Below are 16,521 nucleotides of genomic sequence, written 5' to 3' on the forward strand. Positions count from 1 at the left end.
CATTTTTCTTTCATCATTACAAGCCGTATAAGAATCTCATTTCTATATTACTTTTTATTTCTCAGTTTTTCATCTTAGTTAAGGTAGGGTTGGGTAAGTTTAAAAAAATAGCATAAATGTCGACGAGAGCCAGACTGTTTAAAACAATCCTGTTAAAAATAATAATGATGAAGGGGTATCGTGTGTAAAAATGCTTATCTTCTATTATATTAAGGGCATCTCCTCCTAAAATGAAAAAATGCTTACAATGGGGGCTGCTTTTTAAAATACGTATGAATGCTTATGAATAGTGCGCTATCCGTGTGATGTTAGCTTGCATTCTCATCAGCGATGAGCTGTAAAAAGGCTTTCTTTTTTACCGTTGTGAGAGTTCTAAATCTTTTGAGCAGCAGATATTCCTCTGTGCTCGATGCGATTTCATCATGGTGATATGGGGGCTGTTGTTTTGTTAAGATATCCGCGTAAAAAAAGGAAAGTGGAACATTCAAAATATCAGAAATTTCCATTAAACGCCCTGCGCTGACACGATTTAAGCCTTTTTCATATTTCTGGATTTGTTGGAAAGTGACACCTAAATGTTGACCTAATGTTTTTTGAGACATCTTCAACATTTTTCGTTTTAAGCGAATTTTTTTGCCAACAAAAAGATCAATATTAAGATTTTGAGATTGCATTTTTCCCCGCCGGTTGCGAGCGCCCTCGCATTAGTATTCCGGGAGCTTGAAAACACTGAATCCGAGTCAGCCTTTTTGCTTTTAGTGCTTAAAGCACCTGGACATAGCAAAAACTCCCGGAATTCCGGGATACCCACAAAGTGGGTTCATTTTTACGCTCGGATCTAGGGTTTTCAAGGCCCCTTTTGGTCGTTGCGTATGCGACCAAAACATCTTTTAATTCATAAAGTAATTTCAGGAAATTTACAATAAAAATAGTTTTTTACTTACAAAATTTGTTTTTTTATGAGAGGCTATCTGCCTCTTAAATCTCTCTGGAATGATTGTCAAAATCATGACATCAGCCCCGCGTTTATCAAAGAGACTAAAATGATTTCTTCCACGGTAATGAATTCACACGCGGTCTCTTCATTTAAATTTGCACAATCGCTTGCTGTTTGAATAAGAGTGGGGTGATCGTTTCTCTGTGCTATAGGATGTGTGTGTCTGTGGCATGTGGTGAGGTGCCTTGTGGTTTTGGGCGTGCGCTTTAAAAAATAAACATAAGCATTATTCAAATTGAATTTAATGCACGAGTAATTGTATTTGTATTAAAAGAGAAATCAGCTTCTCCTAAGCGCGTAATAAGTTTGGGAAATGTTTCGTTTACCTGTTCTTTAAAAGAAAGGTAGTAAACTCCACCAACATCTGAAAGCATTTCAATGCCTTCTTTTTGTAGAATAGCAATCCTCTCAAGAGGAAGTGCGGCAGCTAACATGCCCATTTCGAAAATAACGTTTTGTCGTGCACGGGGTTGAATTTTTTCTGCACCTTGAGATATAGCATAACCCATGTCATCATGCGTGAGGAGTACAATACCAAAACTTATAGAACTGTCACAAATTTCTTTTTTCAAAGTTTGAATGATGGGTAAACCATTACCACTCGTGTTTTGTAAGATGTATGGTTCGAGACCAAGCTTGAGAAGAACATTTTCAAGCTCCGTTAAGGCATAACAATCATGGCCATGAACGATAAAGATTTTTTTATTTGAGGGATTGGGGGCAGTTTTTGAGGAAGGAATCGTTGATGTTTCTTCTATATGCTTTGCTAAATCTTCTATTAACTTTTGTTTTATGTTTTCTTTGCCTTGAACGTTGATTGTTCCTGTGCTTTCATACCAATTAATAACGCCTCCTTCGGAGGTTTTGATCTGATATCCTTTAGAAGAATTAAGTGATAGAGACTTAATTTCTATGATTTTATATCCAGCTGTTTTAACTATATCTTTAAGGTCTTCGAAGGTTCCGCTATATTTCACTGTTTATATTCTTTCAATATTGCTGGCTATTAATATAAAATGTTGATTTATTTTTATAACTATTTGAATTTAAATAGCTTTATGATTTCATTTTCTTATACGATGCACAAAAAGAGACGGTCACCTTCCATTCAATTGATTGAAACGTGGGAAAACTTGACTAAATGATGGGAAATTTTACTGCGTGATGAAGCGATCTGATTGAATTGTGAATAAACGAAACGAATTTTTCTCCTATTTATATATGCCGTTATGTGCTCTATATAAGAAGCACGAAAGTTAACGCTTTATTTATAAATTCTCCTCCTATATTACAAGGGGGTGTTTTCACATTTTTCTTGCATTGTTTTAAGCAGTATTAAGGGGTTGTCGTTTCCCAAAATCACTTCTTCTACAGCAATGAATTCACATCCAGTTTTTAAGGCTTCATCAAAGGTTGAAAAATCGCTTCCTGCTTGGATAATGGCGGGGGTTTGCATAATTTCTGCCCACCATGTTGCTAACTGGAGATTGCGGGGGTGCGCATGGGGTTTTTTATCAGCACCGAGTTTGCCAAAAAATAGATAATCAACACCTGTTTCCGCTGCAAGCATAGCACTATGGCGATTGCGTAGATTGCCAAAGCCTATGATTTTTTGTTCCTTTTGCTGATTTTTGAAGCTTTCAAGAGCGTTAAGATCATCTTCTATGTGCAATCCATCAGCCTTTATGCGCCCAGCAATGCGGCTGTCATCAGCGATGAGAAGGGCTGCGTCATGATGTTGAATATCTTCTGCGTAAGTTTGCGCTTGTTGTTGTAAAAAAGAGCTATCATCTTTCAATTTTTCAGAATCATAGAGGATGACGCATGCAAAAGACTTTGTTTGCAAAATTTGCTGCAAAAATGGGTGTGGGGTGTTGCGCCGAACATCGAGTGTTAAAATCAACTGAGGGAAAAGAGGCGGATCAATTGGTTTATTTTTTTGTTCTGTCATGTCAAATCCCTGTTTCTTAGAGAAAAATAATGCTTAAAATTAAAGTTTCATTCTATTATGCTTATTTGCGATGAAAGTGACCACCATTTTCACGTGATTTAAAGGATTTGTGGGTGTGTGGGAGCCTGCTTATGAGAAATGAGAGTGTTTTTAAGCATAATTATGTCGCCTTTTTGCTGTGATACATGTATGGATTCTTTTCGTTCTTTTACCTTTAAAAAAATTTTGCCTTTTAAAAAATAAACGCTTAAAATGAAACTTGACTCTTAAAAATTAAAATTTCATCCTGTTTATGCTTGTTGGCAATAAGGGTAACCACCATTTTTATGGGACTTCAAGGGGTTTGTGGCGTGTGGGAGTCCACTGATGAAATACCAAGGTGTTCTTGAGCATAAAACTGAGCCTTTTCGCCGTGATACGCGTATTGACGTTTTTCGTTCTTTAGCTTTATTGACGATTTTCATCAACCATATTCCCGGAACGATCTATGAGTCTTTTACCCATAGAAATTTCGGTTTTTCTGATTGTGCAGAAGTGTTTGTTTTGCTTTCAGGGATTGCTCTTGGATTAAGCTTTCATGGACGGTTACAGCAAAAATCCTTTGCTTTTATCATCCGAAAACTGTGGTACAGAGCTTTGCAGCTCTATGGCGCATATCTTTTTACTACCTTTGTCACGTTAAGTCTTTTTTTTGCTGCCTTTTTATTATGGAAAACAGAAAAACTTTTATCAATGAACAATATGAGACTCTTTTTTACAGAGCCTGTTATCGCATTTTTGAGTACCTTAAGTTTTGGGCATCAATTGGGATATAATAATATTCTTCCACTTTATATCGTTTTGATGTTTTTTGCGCCTTTTATCCTTTATTTGAGTTGTAAACAGACAAAGTGGCTGCTTTTGGGTTCGTTTACGCTGTATCTTATCTGCGGATTTTATAAAATTGCCCCTCCTTCTTATCCTTTAGAAGGAAAGTGGTTTTTAAACCCTTTGTCTTGGCAATTCTTATTCGTCATAGGATTGACCAGTACTTTAGCGCTTAAACAAGGAAAAACAATCGCTTTTCAGTCTTTTTGGATTGTTTGTGCGGCAGCTTATCTCTTGTTGGCACTGTTATGGGTTCGCTTAAGCTGGTGGGGTATTTTGGGGTGGCTTGGCTGGTCTTCCCCATTGTTGAACTTTAATAAAACCTTTTTAAGCTTGCCACGTTTACTCCATGTTCTTGCATTAGCCTTTTTTATTCTTTCTTTACCGAGCATCAATAAATGGTTTTATGTCTCTCAGAAACATCCTTTAGCAATCTTAGGAAAACATAGTTTACCGGTCTTTGTAACGGGAACCATTTTTGCGATGTTTGGACAAATTATAAAAACAGTGATGACAGGAACGTTTTTTTCCGATACCCTCTTAATAATAACGGGTATTGCTCTGCAATTTGGAGTCGCCTATTATTGTGAAAGACGGCGATCTTGGCAGTGGTCCTTTTCAAGGAAACTGATCCGTTTATAAGAAAAACGCTCCTGTAGTGTTTGTTGGGTGCGTTAACCTTAGTATAAAAAGCGCGTTGCGCAAAAAAATTAAAAGAGGTAGCAGTTTAAAAAAAAAGCGTTCTACACAGCAACAAAAGAAACTTTTTAATACTCTATTCGTTGAGTGGTGTAATTTTGTGCTGATACTTGGAGTATAAAAGCGTGAGTGTACATAAACGTCCATATGATGAACCTATTATCATGATTGAGCATAATGCTTTTGAAAATGCTTTTAATCGTCTCTATGAAGAAACAATGGCGCTGATTGAAAAAACCGCAGCGTATATTGACTCAGAAGGGAAATTAGTGGCACGTTCCCTTTCGGCAGAAGTTTCTGCAATCTATGCGAAAGAAGCTATGTATTTAAGTACACGACTGATGCAAATTGCTTCTCAACTCCTTCTTCTTCGGGCAGAGCGCGAAGGGGAAATGTCATCAGAACAAATAAAAAAAGAAATTGTAAAAGTATCACTTCATACACCGACATTGGAACTTGAAACCCCGCATTGGCATGAATTGCCAGAAATTTTCCGCCAATTTGTTTCTCATTCATTGCGTTTAGAAGCGCGCATACAGTATATGCGTGCTGGGTGGGAAACTGCAGCCTCTTGTGCCTTAGAAGATGATAATCCAGTAGGAAAACAAATCGAATTGCTCAAAACAGCCTTTGGCCGTTCTTAGAGGTATTCCCTAGCTTTGCGCGAAGGGGAAATGTCATCAGAACAAATAAAAAAGAAATTATAAAAGTGTCATTCCATACACCAATATTGGAACTTGGAACCCCTCATTGGCATGAATTGCCAGAAATTTCCCGCCAATTTGTTTCTCATTCATTGCGTTTAGAAGCGCGCATTTTTTCGTTTAGATATGCAGCTATAGTTTAAGCGCGCTGGTAAATAAGGGGAGGCTGTAGTTTAAGCGATCCAGTGGGAAAACAAATCGAATTACTGAAAACAGCTTTTGGGGGTGTTTTGAGAAGAATAGCGCCTTGCTTCTTTCTTGCGATATTTAGAGCAATCTACCCATTTTTTACAACCAAAATGTCACAACTAAAACCAATCTAGAGTGCTTTTTTCTGCCTAATTTCTATTTGAGCGTAGGAAATATCTTGAGCTTATAGCTGAGAGGTATTGATTTCGAATTATGGCATGGGATGGGGTATGGTTGGTCTTGTGGAAATCGGCTTTGGTTGATTGCAGCTGGAACACGTTCTGTTGATATATCGTGTGATTTTGTTTTGACTACGATAATGATCGGGCGCTAGATAGAGCAGGGGCTTGTACATCAATTTATTTATGCTCTATAATTTATGTCTATAAAGTTGCTGTAAAGCGTGTGTTAATGAGGATGATACACATTGTGTCAGTTTTTGGGCTTCTCTTGTTTTGAATGGAAGTTATTTTCTTCGCGTAAAATAAAACATCCAAAATTAAAGTGCTATATAAAGTGCTATATAATAAATGCCTCTGGGGTTCTCTGTGCCCCCATGCATAACGTCCCTCTCCATGCATATGTCTCCTTTCCATGCAATGTCATTGTGGTGTAATGGGCATATTCAAAAACACCTCTTAGTTCTTGTTTACATCCATTGAGCTCCCTCATCTTTACGCTTGCAAAATATTTGCCAGTCCTCAATGTTGCGACAGTCTTTGGCTCTTGAGACGGTTCATTAGAGGCATTTTTAGTCCTTTCTCGCACAGGTTCACTTCACACGGAAATCCCACGTGTGATGTGCAGATAAAAGATTTTGATTGATTCAATATAAAGAGGTTTGTAATGAGAAAATCTTACGATATTCGGGATTCTTATTCAACATACAAAATAATGAATTATCTCTATAAATCAATGTATTGATTTATTATGGTAGCGTCATGCTATAACGTAAAAAGTTTCCGCAAAGTGTATAGCATCCATTGCATAGTCTCTTTACACTTAATGAATGTACAATCCAGCACTGATCTATTTGCTCGCTTGCGATGTTTAACTGTTATGGCATTGGAAATGATACAGAAAGGGAATTTTTATGCTTTATAGGGTGTTTGCTTGTGATGTGTGAATGGTTTTGATTGACTTCAGTGATGCTTCATAAAGTATGTTCCATAAAGATGCTGTTCGTTGCGTGTTATAATTGGGGGGCATGATCATCTTTTTACTGGTTTTGTCTTGGGTTGTTGTTTTCTTTGTGGTCTTGTCTTTATTCACATCTTTATTCACAGGGGGGAAAAGTGTATAGACTGTAGTTTATGGCAGAGACGATTCGTATTATAGGCATTGATCCCGGATTACGGCGTACAGGGTGGGGCGTTATTGATGTTGCGGGTAATCGTCTTCAGTTTATTGCAGCAGGGACGGTTTCTTCTGATGTAAAGTGTGAGCTGGCTTCTAGACTATGTCAGATCCACAAAGGTCTTTCAGAGGTTGTGCATCAATTTATGCCCCATGAAGCCGCTGTAGAACATGTGTTTGTCAACAAAGATGCTACAGCAACTTTAAAACTTGGGCAAGCGCGTGCAATTGCACTGCTGGTTCCTGCGCAAGCAACTCTTCCTGTTTTTGAATATGCGCCCAACAAAGTGAAAAAATCGGTTATTGGTGTTGGACATGGGTCTAAAGAACAAATCCATATGATGGTAAAAGTTCTCCTCCCACGGGCTGAATTTGATAGCAGTGATGCGGCTGATGCTCTTGCTCTTGCTCTTTGTCATAGTATGCATCGTAAGAGTATTGACCGATCTTATCAGGCAAGGATGGCGATATGATTGGGGTGGCAACATGATTGGTAAATTAAAGGGCACCCTTGAACATATCTTTGATGATCATATCCTTCTTGATGTTCACGGTGTGGGTTATGTTGTTTTTGTGTCAAATCGGCTCCGTCCTTCTTTACCCTCTGTTGGGGAGGCGTTAAGCCTTTTTGTTGAAACGCATGTTCGGGAAGATGCAATCCGCCTTTTTGGTTTTGCTACAAGAGCTGAACAGGAGTGGTTTTGTCTTCTACAAAATGTTCCTGGAGTAGGGGCGAAGGTTGCTTTGGCAATCTTGGGTACTTTATCGCCAGATGAACTCGCTCAAGCTATTGCCTTAAACGATATTGCGATGATTAGTCGAGCGCCGGGCGTTGGTAAAAAAGTCAGTGAAAGAATTGTGGGTGAGTTGAAAAGTAAAACACTCCCCTTTGAACAAGCGGTCAAGACTGTTTCGGTTTCTCAGCGTGAGATGACTAATCAACCTGCGCATGATGCGCTTTCTGCGTTGATGAAGCTAGGGTTTGAGCGGGAGCAAGCATCCCGTGCTCTTGCTCTTGCGATGAACGCTCTTGAGGAGGAAACTGTTTCTTCTGCCCTGCTGATCCGCCATAGTCTCAAATTGCTTTCTTCTCCTACTTAAGATCAAGGTAACAATGCATAAAGATGAAGATAAACGCCTTCTGGGTTCCGCTCCCCTTCCTAACGATCCAGATCGTTCCTTAAGACCACAAGTTCTCGATGATTTTATTGGTCAAGAAGCGGCACGGGCTAATTTAAAAATATTTATTGAAGCAGCAAAAACGCGGCAAGAAGCGCTGGATCATGTTTTGTTTGTAGGACCTCCGGGGTTAGGAAAAACAACGCTGTCACAGATTATGGCAAAAGAATTAGGCGTTAATTTTCGCTCTACTTCAGGACCGGTCATCGCTAAAGCAGGAGATTTAGCCGCTCTCTTGACCAATCTCGAAGAACGTGATGTCTTGTTTATTGATGAAATTCATCGCTTAAATCCGGCGATTGAGGAAATTCTTTATCCAGCTATGGAAGATTATCAACTTGATTTGATCATTGGGGAGGGGCCGGCGGCACGCTCGGTGAAAATTGATCTGGCTAAATTTACTTTGGTAGCGGCAACCACACGTTTGGGGCTTTTGACCACACCGCTGAGAGACCGTTTTGGCATCCCAATTCGTCTAAATTTTTATACTATAGAAGAATTGGAATATATTGTGCAGCGTAATGCACGGCTTTTTGCCGTCAAGATCAGTGATGATGGTGCTCATGAAATTGCACGCCGAGCACGGGGGACTCCTCGTATTGCTGGGCGGCTTTTGCGGCGCGTTTGTGATTTTGCTTTGGTTAAACAGGCAAAACAAATTGACCAAAAAATCGCCGATGAAGCGCTTTCGCGCCTTGAGGTCGATCATCTTGGGCTTGATCCGCTTGACCGCCGCTACTTGCTCCTGATTGCGGAAACTTTTTTAGGGGGACCGGTGGGGATTGAAACAATTGCTGCTGCTTTATCAGAACCACGCGATGCCATTGAAGATATTGTTGAACCGTATTTGCTCCAACAAGGTTTTATTCAAAGAACCGCTCGTGGACGCATTCTAACTGAAAAGGCTTGGAGCCATTTAGGGCTTTCTGCTCCTGTCTCTACAACGTCGATACAAAGGCGTTCTCAACTTTCTGATGCTCAAGACAATTCATCACTTCAGGCGTCTTTATGGGATGGGGAAGATGACTAAGACATTCTCTTTAATTAAAAGAAACTATGTGAATATTTTATAGTAAGGTCATAAAATACAAGAGACGTGCTTCTTTTAGCATATTCTGACCAAAAAGGTCTTGCACGATTAAGGGGGCTTTTGCTTTTCATAACTTCAACACAAAAATGTGTTCAATCTTTTGATTGATAAACAATTTGCTATATTAAATGATTTTATGGGACATGAAGTCAATGACAGAAATAACTCCTTTTAAGAGCAATCATACAAATGCTTTTCATAATTTTCAGGTCCGCGTTTATGTTGCGGATACAGATTTTTCCGGTGTGGTTTATCATGCGCGTTATCTTGAGTTTTTTGAACGAGGACGTTCAGAGTTTTTACGGGATACCGGTTTTAATAATAAGATGTTAGCAGCAGGGGTTGAGGGGGAAAAACTGTTTTTTGTTGTGCGTCATATGGAAATTAATTTTTCAAGACCAGCTAAAATTGATCATCTTTTAGTCGTAAAAACACGTGTTACTCATATCCAAGGGGCACGCTTTTTTATGGAGCAATCTATTTTGCATGAGGCGACCACGTTGGTAACAGCCAAAGTTGAAATTGCTCTGATTAATGAGGAGGCAAAACCGCGACGTTTACCCAAAGAACTTTTTGCAAAAATGCTAGGTTAAAAGTGTTATTCATTGAACGAGCAGCTTCAGGAGAGATCAGGGGATATAAAGTAATCTACAATCTAAGATCATACATTTATCATAGCCTAAATATTTTCCAACAAGGTCACACGATACATCAAAAGAAAGCGCTTCTACTACAGTAGCTACAATAAATTGAAGATGATATTCCACAAAATTAAACACGCCTCATCTATGTTATGATTCAAAATCAATGTCTCATCATCTATTTTCTGCTATAAAATCAAGATATTTTCTTTCTTTTGAAGAAAGGTTCGTTGGCATAAGAAAACAGCAGAAAAGGACAAAACAAAAAAAGAAATAAAAATGGATTAAGATTTATTTTTATAAAAATGCACATACCCAGCAAAATATTGCAATGTTGCAATAAAGTGATAATAAGCCATTAAGTCGAAAATTTTCTCAAAACACCCAAAGAGTATTTTAAGCAATTTGATTTTTTTACTGGATTGTCATTTGGCATCACAAGAGCGCATGTCCTATCCATTTTCATCCATAATACATGGCTTTATCTGCGCTTCTAAACGCAGTGAATGAGTGAGAGATCAATGTATACAAAGCAGAAATGCATTCTTGATTTAAAGTTTCAAAAGCACATTATTTTATATGATAGATCGACTTGGAAAGGTAAATTATCACTTCTCATGGGCACAAACCCCAATAGAGTAATAGAGTAAAATACTTTCATTTCAAATTTATTCATGTTGAAACAATTAAAATCATTGGCTTATACATCATAAGATGAGCAATATAAATCATTGAAAAAATTGTAAAAATATTTCTTATGGATCATTCTCAATGCAATAACGATCAAATATCGCAAGTGAGAAAAGAGAACGAAGAAGCCAGTTTTCATGAAGTAAAGATGTGAAAAGGCTTTTTTCACGTCACAGAAGCTTTTACGTTATACCATGGTGTCAGAGAGAGATGATAGGCATTGAAATGGGCAAATTCACAACACAATGAGATTACATGAGACTTACACTAGATTATATGGGACTTACAATAGGGGTGCATGGGTGAGGCACATTGTTGTGAGGTATTTTATGGTGGTTTATTGTCGTTTTTTTGTGCCCGAGGGTGTCCCCGTATTAAATTTGATGCAAAATGAGAGAGAAAATAGTCTGAGGTAAAGCGCAGTCTTTCATGATTATAACATATTTATTTATAATGATAATTCATTGCGTTGTCACTTTTAGATAATTCTGAAACTTGTAAGATGTTTTCTTTTCAAGCTTTATTGCTGCCAATTCATCAAAAACATTTTCTTACATGTCACAAGCGGGCTTGGTGAGTGGGGACAAAAACACTTAAGATAAGGAATAAAAATGCCTCTTATGAATGTTTTCAAGTACTAAGACTTATCACTGCATTTTAAGATTAAAACGTGTATGAGGGTTTAGCTTTCTTTTCATGAGCGTAAAGATGGTGGTGTATAATAGATTTGATATCACGCATTTTTATATCTTTTATTTTTATAGCATTTATGGGGAAGGCTTTATCGTTATATTATTCATAAATGCTGTTGTGAAATGAGGGGGGCGTGTGTTGAGGGATGTCTCTCGTCATCACTTTTTAAAGAAATTTAAGAAACAAGTCTTGTTTTAGCACATGAATTTATGTGAGACTAAGGTTTTTTACTTAAATTTAGAAACTATAAAATAATCTGTTTTATAGAATTTTAAAAAATACACCTTTTATTTAGAGGGACAAAAATTATGCCGCATGGTGAACTAACGAATCCGGAAACAATTGGAATGTTGCATTTGTTTATGCAAGCGAGTTGGATCGTGAAAGGTGTTATGATCGGGTTGCTGCTCGCTTCCATTTGGAGTTGGGCAATTATTTTTGATAAAATTTTTACGTATCGGAGAATACGGCGTGAAATAAAGCAGTTCGAACGTACATTTTGGTCAGGCAAAGCGCTAGAAGATCTTTATGCGTCATGTAAAAGTCAACACACCAATAGTATATCTGCTGTTTTTATGGCGGCAATGATTGAATGGAAAAAATCTCTTGAAAAAGGGACCCATACATCGAAAAGTTTGCAGAGCAGAATTGATAAGGCTATGGATTTGACGCTGGGGCGTGAAAGTGAAAAAATAGAATCAAAATTAAGTTTTCTTGCGACATTGGGATCTGCGGGACCCTTTATCGGACTTTTTGGAACAGTTATTGGTATTATGGAGTCTTTTCTTTCTATTTCAGCTTCTCAAAATACATCACTTGCCATTGTCGCGCCAGGGATTGCAGAAGCGCTTTTGGCGACCGCTATTGGTTTGTTTGCAGCCATTCCAGCCGTTATTGCTTATAACAAGTTGACTCATGAAAGTGCGCGCATCATTGCACAAATAGAAAATTTTGCTGATGAATTTTCAACAATTGTATCGCGGCGTATTGATGAAACACGCACAGCGCCTTCCTCTTTATAAAAAGGAGCTTATCTCATGGGAATTTCTGTTGCTTCTTCTTCTTCTCGCAAAAATACACGTAGGCGCTATCATTCACGAAGCCAACTGATGAGTGAGATCAATGTTACTCCTTTTGTGGATGTCATGCTGGTCTTGTTGATTATCTTTATGGTCTCTGCCCCCCTTTTAGTGAACGGTGTTCCTCTAGATTTGCCTCATAGTCAAGCGGGTCCCGTACGAGCTCAAAAAACGCCCCTTACGGTTTCACTTGACGCGCAAGGGCGCTTTGCCATTAATCAAGATTATTATGAAACGTCACAAGCACTGATTGCACACCTTAAAACTCTTCTGGAAGAAGATGCTACACAAAAAGATCAACGGGTTTTTGTGCGGGTTGCTAAAACTGTTGAATATCAACAAGTATTAAAACTGCTGGCAGATATTCAAAAAGCGGGGTTTTCTCAAGTTGCGTTAGCAAGTCTAGCACAATAAATAATAAGTAATAAAATTTGCGCATAACCTATTGTTTTTAAGTGTTTTTAAAAGAGCACAGAGTGATTAAAAATGAAAAAATATAAGTCATAAATAAGGCATAAAGAATGAACAAAGACTCCTATCATAGCATGAAACGAGGCTTGGCTTTATCCCTTGTGGTCCATGTCATTTTTCTCAGTTGGGGAGCCGTTCAGTTTACAAGCTCTGTCTCTTTACCACAACCATTGGAAGCAATTCCTATCACTCTTGCTCCTTTAGTGGACGAGTTGTCCTCTCAACAAGGATCCGTGAAGGCTCCTATCCGTGCAATTCCTGCCGTTAAACCAACTATGCAACCACAAGAGAAAGAAGATGCACGCCATATTGGAGAGGGACAAATAGATAGTCTAGCACCTTTTCAACCAAAGGAAAAACTGCGTTCTGTTGAAACAGCATCGCTACCACCAAGCAAGAACACGTCAGAAACATTTGCACCCGAACTTACAAAACCAGAATTATTAGAAGCAAAAACAGAGGATACCCCCAAGGTTGCACCTGAGATGCCTTTGAGCACGCCGGAAGATGCCCCTAAGGTTGCACCTGAGATGCCTTTGAGCACGCCGGAAGATGCCCCTAAGGTTGCACCTGAGATGCCTTTGAGCACACCACCGGAGGATACTCCCAAGGTTGCACCTGAGGTGCCTTTGAGCGCACCACCGGAGGATACCTCCAAGGTTGCACCTGAGATGCCTTTGAGCACACCACCGGAGGATACTCCCAAGGTTGCACCTGAGATGCCTTGGAGCGCACCGGAGGATACTCCCAAGGTTGCACCTGAGATGCCTTTGAGCGCACCACCGGAGGATACCCCTAAGGTTGCGCCTGAGATGCCTTTGAGCACACCGGAGGATACCCCTAAGGTTGCACCTGAGATGCCTTTGAGCACACCGGAGGATACCTCTAAGGTTGCACCTGAGATGCCTTTGAAGGCTCCGGAAGATGCACTCAAGCCTGCGCACAAAAATGAAGAGATGATATCGCCAAAAGAATTGGCTCCAACGGTACAGAAAGTACCAGCAGAGCAGATTGTTCATCAAGCACCCAAAATTACACTTCCAGAAAAAATTTTTCTTCCACAGTTTAAACCAAAATTTGACGAAGAATTCCCAAGGAAGAAAGGGGCTGCATTGAATCAAAAGACGCCAAAGCTTAACAAGAAAAACCAAGAGAAACAGACCATTGAAGATATTTTAGCACTGGAGGAAAATAATTTACTCAATCGTGCGCGGTCACAAGGAGGGGGAGCAAAACGTTCTCATACACCGGAAGCTTTGGGTGCAAGAAAAAACATTGATGATACCACAAAAATGGCACAAACATTGGTCAATATTGCGGGGGGATGTATTCAACAGAAGCTTAAACTTGTGGCGCTTGGTGGCGATTTAAAAAACCGTCCGGTTGTGCGGTTGCGATTTTATTTAGATCGTGAAGGGATGGTTGTGGGCGATCCTATCATTGATCCCGTAAGCGGTCTTGAGAGTCAACAAGCTATTATGATGAGGCAGGTGTATGCCGCTGTCTTTTCATGCCAACCTTATGCAGATCTCCCACGTGATCAATATGATCTATGGGGGCAAGGTTTTGACTTTAATGTTGATCCCCTCCAAGAAATAAGATGATAAATGAGAAAAAATAAATTGGCTTAACGAAAGGACACATTCCATGATGACTATAACGAGACATAAAGTTTTTGCTTGGTTTATTGTCACTTGCGGGTTGTGGCTTTCAAGTATTTCATCGGGTTATGCGCAATTGAAAGGGACTATTTCGAGCGCTGATTTTAATCCCATTCCCATTGCAATTACAGACTTTATTTCCAATGATTCGATTGGGTTGAAAATATCTGCTGTGGTGACAGCCGATCTTGAGCGGTCGGGGCTTTTTTTACCGCTTAATAAAGAAAATTTTCTTGAAAACATTTCTAATCCTAATAAACAACCGCATTTTGCGTCTTGGCAGAAAATAAAAGCGCAAGGTTTAGTTACGGGGCAAGTTATGAGGGAAATCGATGGACGTTTGAGGGTCGATTTTCGTTTATGGGATGTTTTTGGACAAAGACAATTGAAAGGACGGCGTTTTTATACTGCGACAGAACGTTGGCGGCGTGTGGCACATATGATCGCAGATGAGATCTATAGTGAGATGACAGGAGAAAGCGGTTATTTTGATACACGAATTGTTTTTATTGATGAAACAGGCCCCCAAAATGCACGCATTAAACGCTTAGCAATGATGGATCAAGATGGCGCAAATTTGATTTATATGTCTGATGGAAGTGAATTGGTTCTTACACCGCGGTTTTCCCCAAAAAGACAAGAAATGACCTATATGGCTTATGAGGACAATCAAGTACCTCATGTTTATCTTCAACAAATTGAAATGGGACAAAGAGAGTTGATCGGGACGTTTAATAACATGACAATTGCTCCGCGTTTTTCTTCTGATGGACAAAAGGTCATCATGAGTTTGTTACAAAATGATGGCAGTGCAAATCTTTACACCATGGATTTACGAACCCGTACAATGACGCGACTTACAACAACGTCTGCTATTGATACTTCTGCTTCTTATTCACCGGATGGAAAACAAATCGTCTTTTCCTCAGATCGTAGTGGAAAGCCGCAAATCTATAAAATGAATGCGGATGGGAGTGATATTCAGCGTATTTCTTCAAACGAGGGGAGCTATTCGACACCTATTTGGTCACCACGGGGTGACTATATCGCCTTTACAAAACAATTAAGTGGGCAATTTTCTATCGGTGTTATGCGCCCTGATGGACAAGGAGAACGAATTTTAACCACGGGGTTTCACAATGAAGGACCAACTTGGGCACCCAATGGTCGTGTGCTGATGTTCTTTCGCAAAAATCCCGGTATGGGACCAAAAATTTATACGATTGACATTACAGGACGCAATGAACGACAACTCCCTACACCCAATGATGCTTCGGATCCAGCATGGTCGCCATTGCTCAATATACAGTAAAACAAAATGCTTAAAAACAGAATATAGAAGGTATATAGTCTATACAGTTTCAAGTTTACACAATCTCAATTGTCTTTAATTATTTAAAAGAAGGAATTGATTATAGTGGGCATGGGGAGTTATGTAGATTTCATCTATCATCTACGGTTGTTTATCGACAATGGAATTTCCTTGGGGGAAAATGCTTAAAAAAATTCAAAAACGATATCTTGAAAAAATATAGTCGAAAATTCTGAGGGCTCTAGATTTCAACTTTTTATTCAAAGTGTCGCTATATATTTTTGACTTCCTATTCGTTTTGGCTTGCGAAGAGTGTGGACTCTTGTCAAGGGTGTTTTTCTGTTGCTTTCTGATGTGTTTTATTCAAGTACGCTGTTGTTTTAGGTCTGAATATTGACTGATCGGTAATAGCAAAAGGACAGATTTTTAAGATAAATGACATTATTTTATGAAACATACGATGCCATAAAGTTAAAAATTTATCCGCAACGGATTGGAGAGATATACCGGCTTTTTATACAATACTTTGCTAAACAATCAGCTCTAGCTTTTCATTTGCTTATTTTTATTCTGTGATGTTGTAAAACATTGTCATTTGAGGTGTGGCGATATAGGGCATATAAACCGCCTTGAGATATTTAAGTATTTTTTTAAGTGCGTGGCGAATATTTAGGGGAGTGTGTATTTTTTGAGCCGTAAGTTTCAAGTGAATTCCATGGGTGATTCGTCATAGGAATACGTCAAGAAAATCCGTATTGTTTACAGACCGGATCACCTTCATTACTTGAGGGTGGGGAGGTTAATCTTAAAGAACAAAAAGATCAGATAGAGAGGGGCTATAGGGATAATCTTTGGGGTATGTAAGAAAGGCGTGAGACTACAGAGTTTTTTATGCTTTATTTTTTGGTGATGTTTTCTGGAATTAATGGCGGTTTTCTTGTT

At 39.0% G+C, this 16,521-nt stretch carries 13 protein-coding genes; 10 read left to right on the forward strand and 3 right to left on the reverse strand.

Annotated elements, in window-relative coordinates; genetic code table 11:
• Positions 1-308 precede the first annotated feature (308 nt).
• From ACFIJ8_RS04575 to ACFIJ8_RS04585, 3 genes are all read right to left on the reverse strand, one after another.
• Positions 309-674 (reverse strand): helix-turn-helix domain-containing protein, encoded by a 366-nt coding sequence (locus ACFIJ8_RS04575; RefSeq protein WP_375629732.1) that lies wholly within the window; start codon positions 672-674, stop codon positions 309-311.
• 553 nt (positions 675-1,227) lie between these two features.
• Entirely contained in the window at positions 1,228-1,974 is a 747-nt protein-coding gene (locus tag ACFIJ8_RS04580; protein WP_375629729.1) for a TIR domain-containing protein, read from the reverse strand.
• Positions 1,975-2,285: 311 nt separating this feature from the next.
• Entirely contained in the window at positions 2,286-2,948 is a 663-nt protein-coding gene (locus ACFIJ8_RS04585) for a thiamine phosphate synthase (RefSeq protein WP_375629726.1), read from the reverse strand.
• Positions 2,949-3,314: 366 nt separating this feature from the next.
• On the opposite strand from ACFIJ8_RS04585, the gene ACFIJ8_RS04590 reads away from it, so the two are divergent.
• The 10 genes from ACFIJ8_RS04590 (at position 3,315) to tolB (ending at position 15,579) form a co-directional block, all read left to right on the forward strand.
• Positions 3,315-4,457: an OpgC family protein gene (locus tag ACFIJ8_RS04590; RefSeq protein WP_375639096.1), complete on the forward strand. Its 1,143-nt coding sequence runs from the start codon at positions 3,315-3,317 to the stop codon at positions 4,455-4,457.
• A 182-nt stretch (positions 4,458-4,639) separates the two neighbouring features.
• The gene (locus tag ACFIJ8_RS04595) at positions 4,640-5,158 is read left to right on the forward strand and encodes a DUF1465 family protein (RefSeq protein ID WP_015856950.1); all 519 of its coding nucleotides are present in this window, start codon (positions 4,640-4,642) and stop codon (positions 5,156-5,158) included.
• Positions 5,159-6,720: 1,562 nt separating this feature from the next.
• The gene (gene ruvC / locus ACFIJ8_RS04600) at positions 6,721-7,236 is read left to right on the forward strand and encodes a crossover junction endodeoxyribonuclease RuvC (RefSeq protein WP_375629721.1); all 516 of its coding nucleotides are present in this window, start codon (positions 6,721-6,723) and stop codon (positions 7,234-7,236) included.
• Positions 7,237-7,249: 13 nt separating this feature from the next.
• Positions 7,250-7,864, forward strand: a complete 615-nt coding sequence (gene ruvA / locus ACFIJ8_RS04605; protein ID WP_273787694.1) for a Holliday junction branch migration protein RuvA — start codon at positions 7,250-7,252, stop codon at positions 7,862-7,864.
• Positions 7,865-7,877: 13 nt separating this feature from the next.
• On the forward strand, positions 7,878-8,972 hold the full coding sequence (ruvB, locus tag ACFIJ8_RS04610; RefSeq protein WP_273787695.1) for a Holliday junction branch migration DNA helicase RuvB: 1,095 nt from the start codon (positions 7,878-7,880) through the stop codon (positions 8,970-8,972).
• Positions 8,973-9,184: 212 nt separating this feature from the next.
• Positions 9,185-9,625 carry a tol-pal system-associated acyl-CoA thioesterase gene (ybgC, locus tag ACFIJ8_RS04615; protein ID WP_015856946.1) on the forward strand — a complete coding sequence of 147 codons (441 nt, stop codon included), beginning with the start codon at positions 9,185-9,187 and terminating at the stop codon, positions 9,623-9,625.
• A gap of 1,739 nt (positions 9,626-11,364) precedes the next feature.
• Positions 11,365-12,078, forward strand: coding sequence for a protein TolQ (gene tolQ, locus ACFIJ8_RS04620; protein WP_015856945.1), 714 nt, complete (start codon positions 11,365-11,367; stop codon positions 12,076-12,078).
• 15 nt (positions 12,079-12,093) lie between these two features.
• Positions 12,094-12,549 (forward strand): protein TolR, encoded by a 456-nt coding sequence (gene tolR, locus ACFIJ8_RS04625; RefSeq protein WP_015856944.1) that lies wholly within the window; start codon positions 12,094-12,096, stop codon positions 12,547-12,549.
• A 107-nt stretch (positions 12,550-12,656) separates the two neighbouring features.
• Entirely contained in the window at positions 12,657-14,210 is a 1,554-nt protein-coding gene (locus ACFIJ8_RS04630; protein ID WP_375639097.1) for a cell envelope biogenesis protein TolA, read from the forward strand.
• A gap of 43 nt (positions 14,211-14,253) precedes the next feature.
• A complete protein-coding gene (tolB, locus tag ACFIJ8_RS04635) occupies positions 14,254-15,579 on the forward strand; it encodes a Tol-Pal system beta propeller repeat protein TolB (RefSeq protein ID WP_015856942.1) in 1,326 nt (441 codons plus the stop codon).
• Positions 15,580-16,521: the final 942 nt, after the last annotated feature.

Source organism: Bartonella sp. MF74HXZ, from assembly GCF_042194445.1.
In the GTDB taxonomy this organism is placed as follows: Bacteria; Pseudomonadota; Alphaproteobacteria; order Rhizobiales; family Rhizobiaceae; genus Bartonella; species Bartonella grahamii.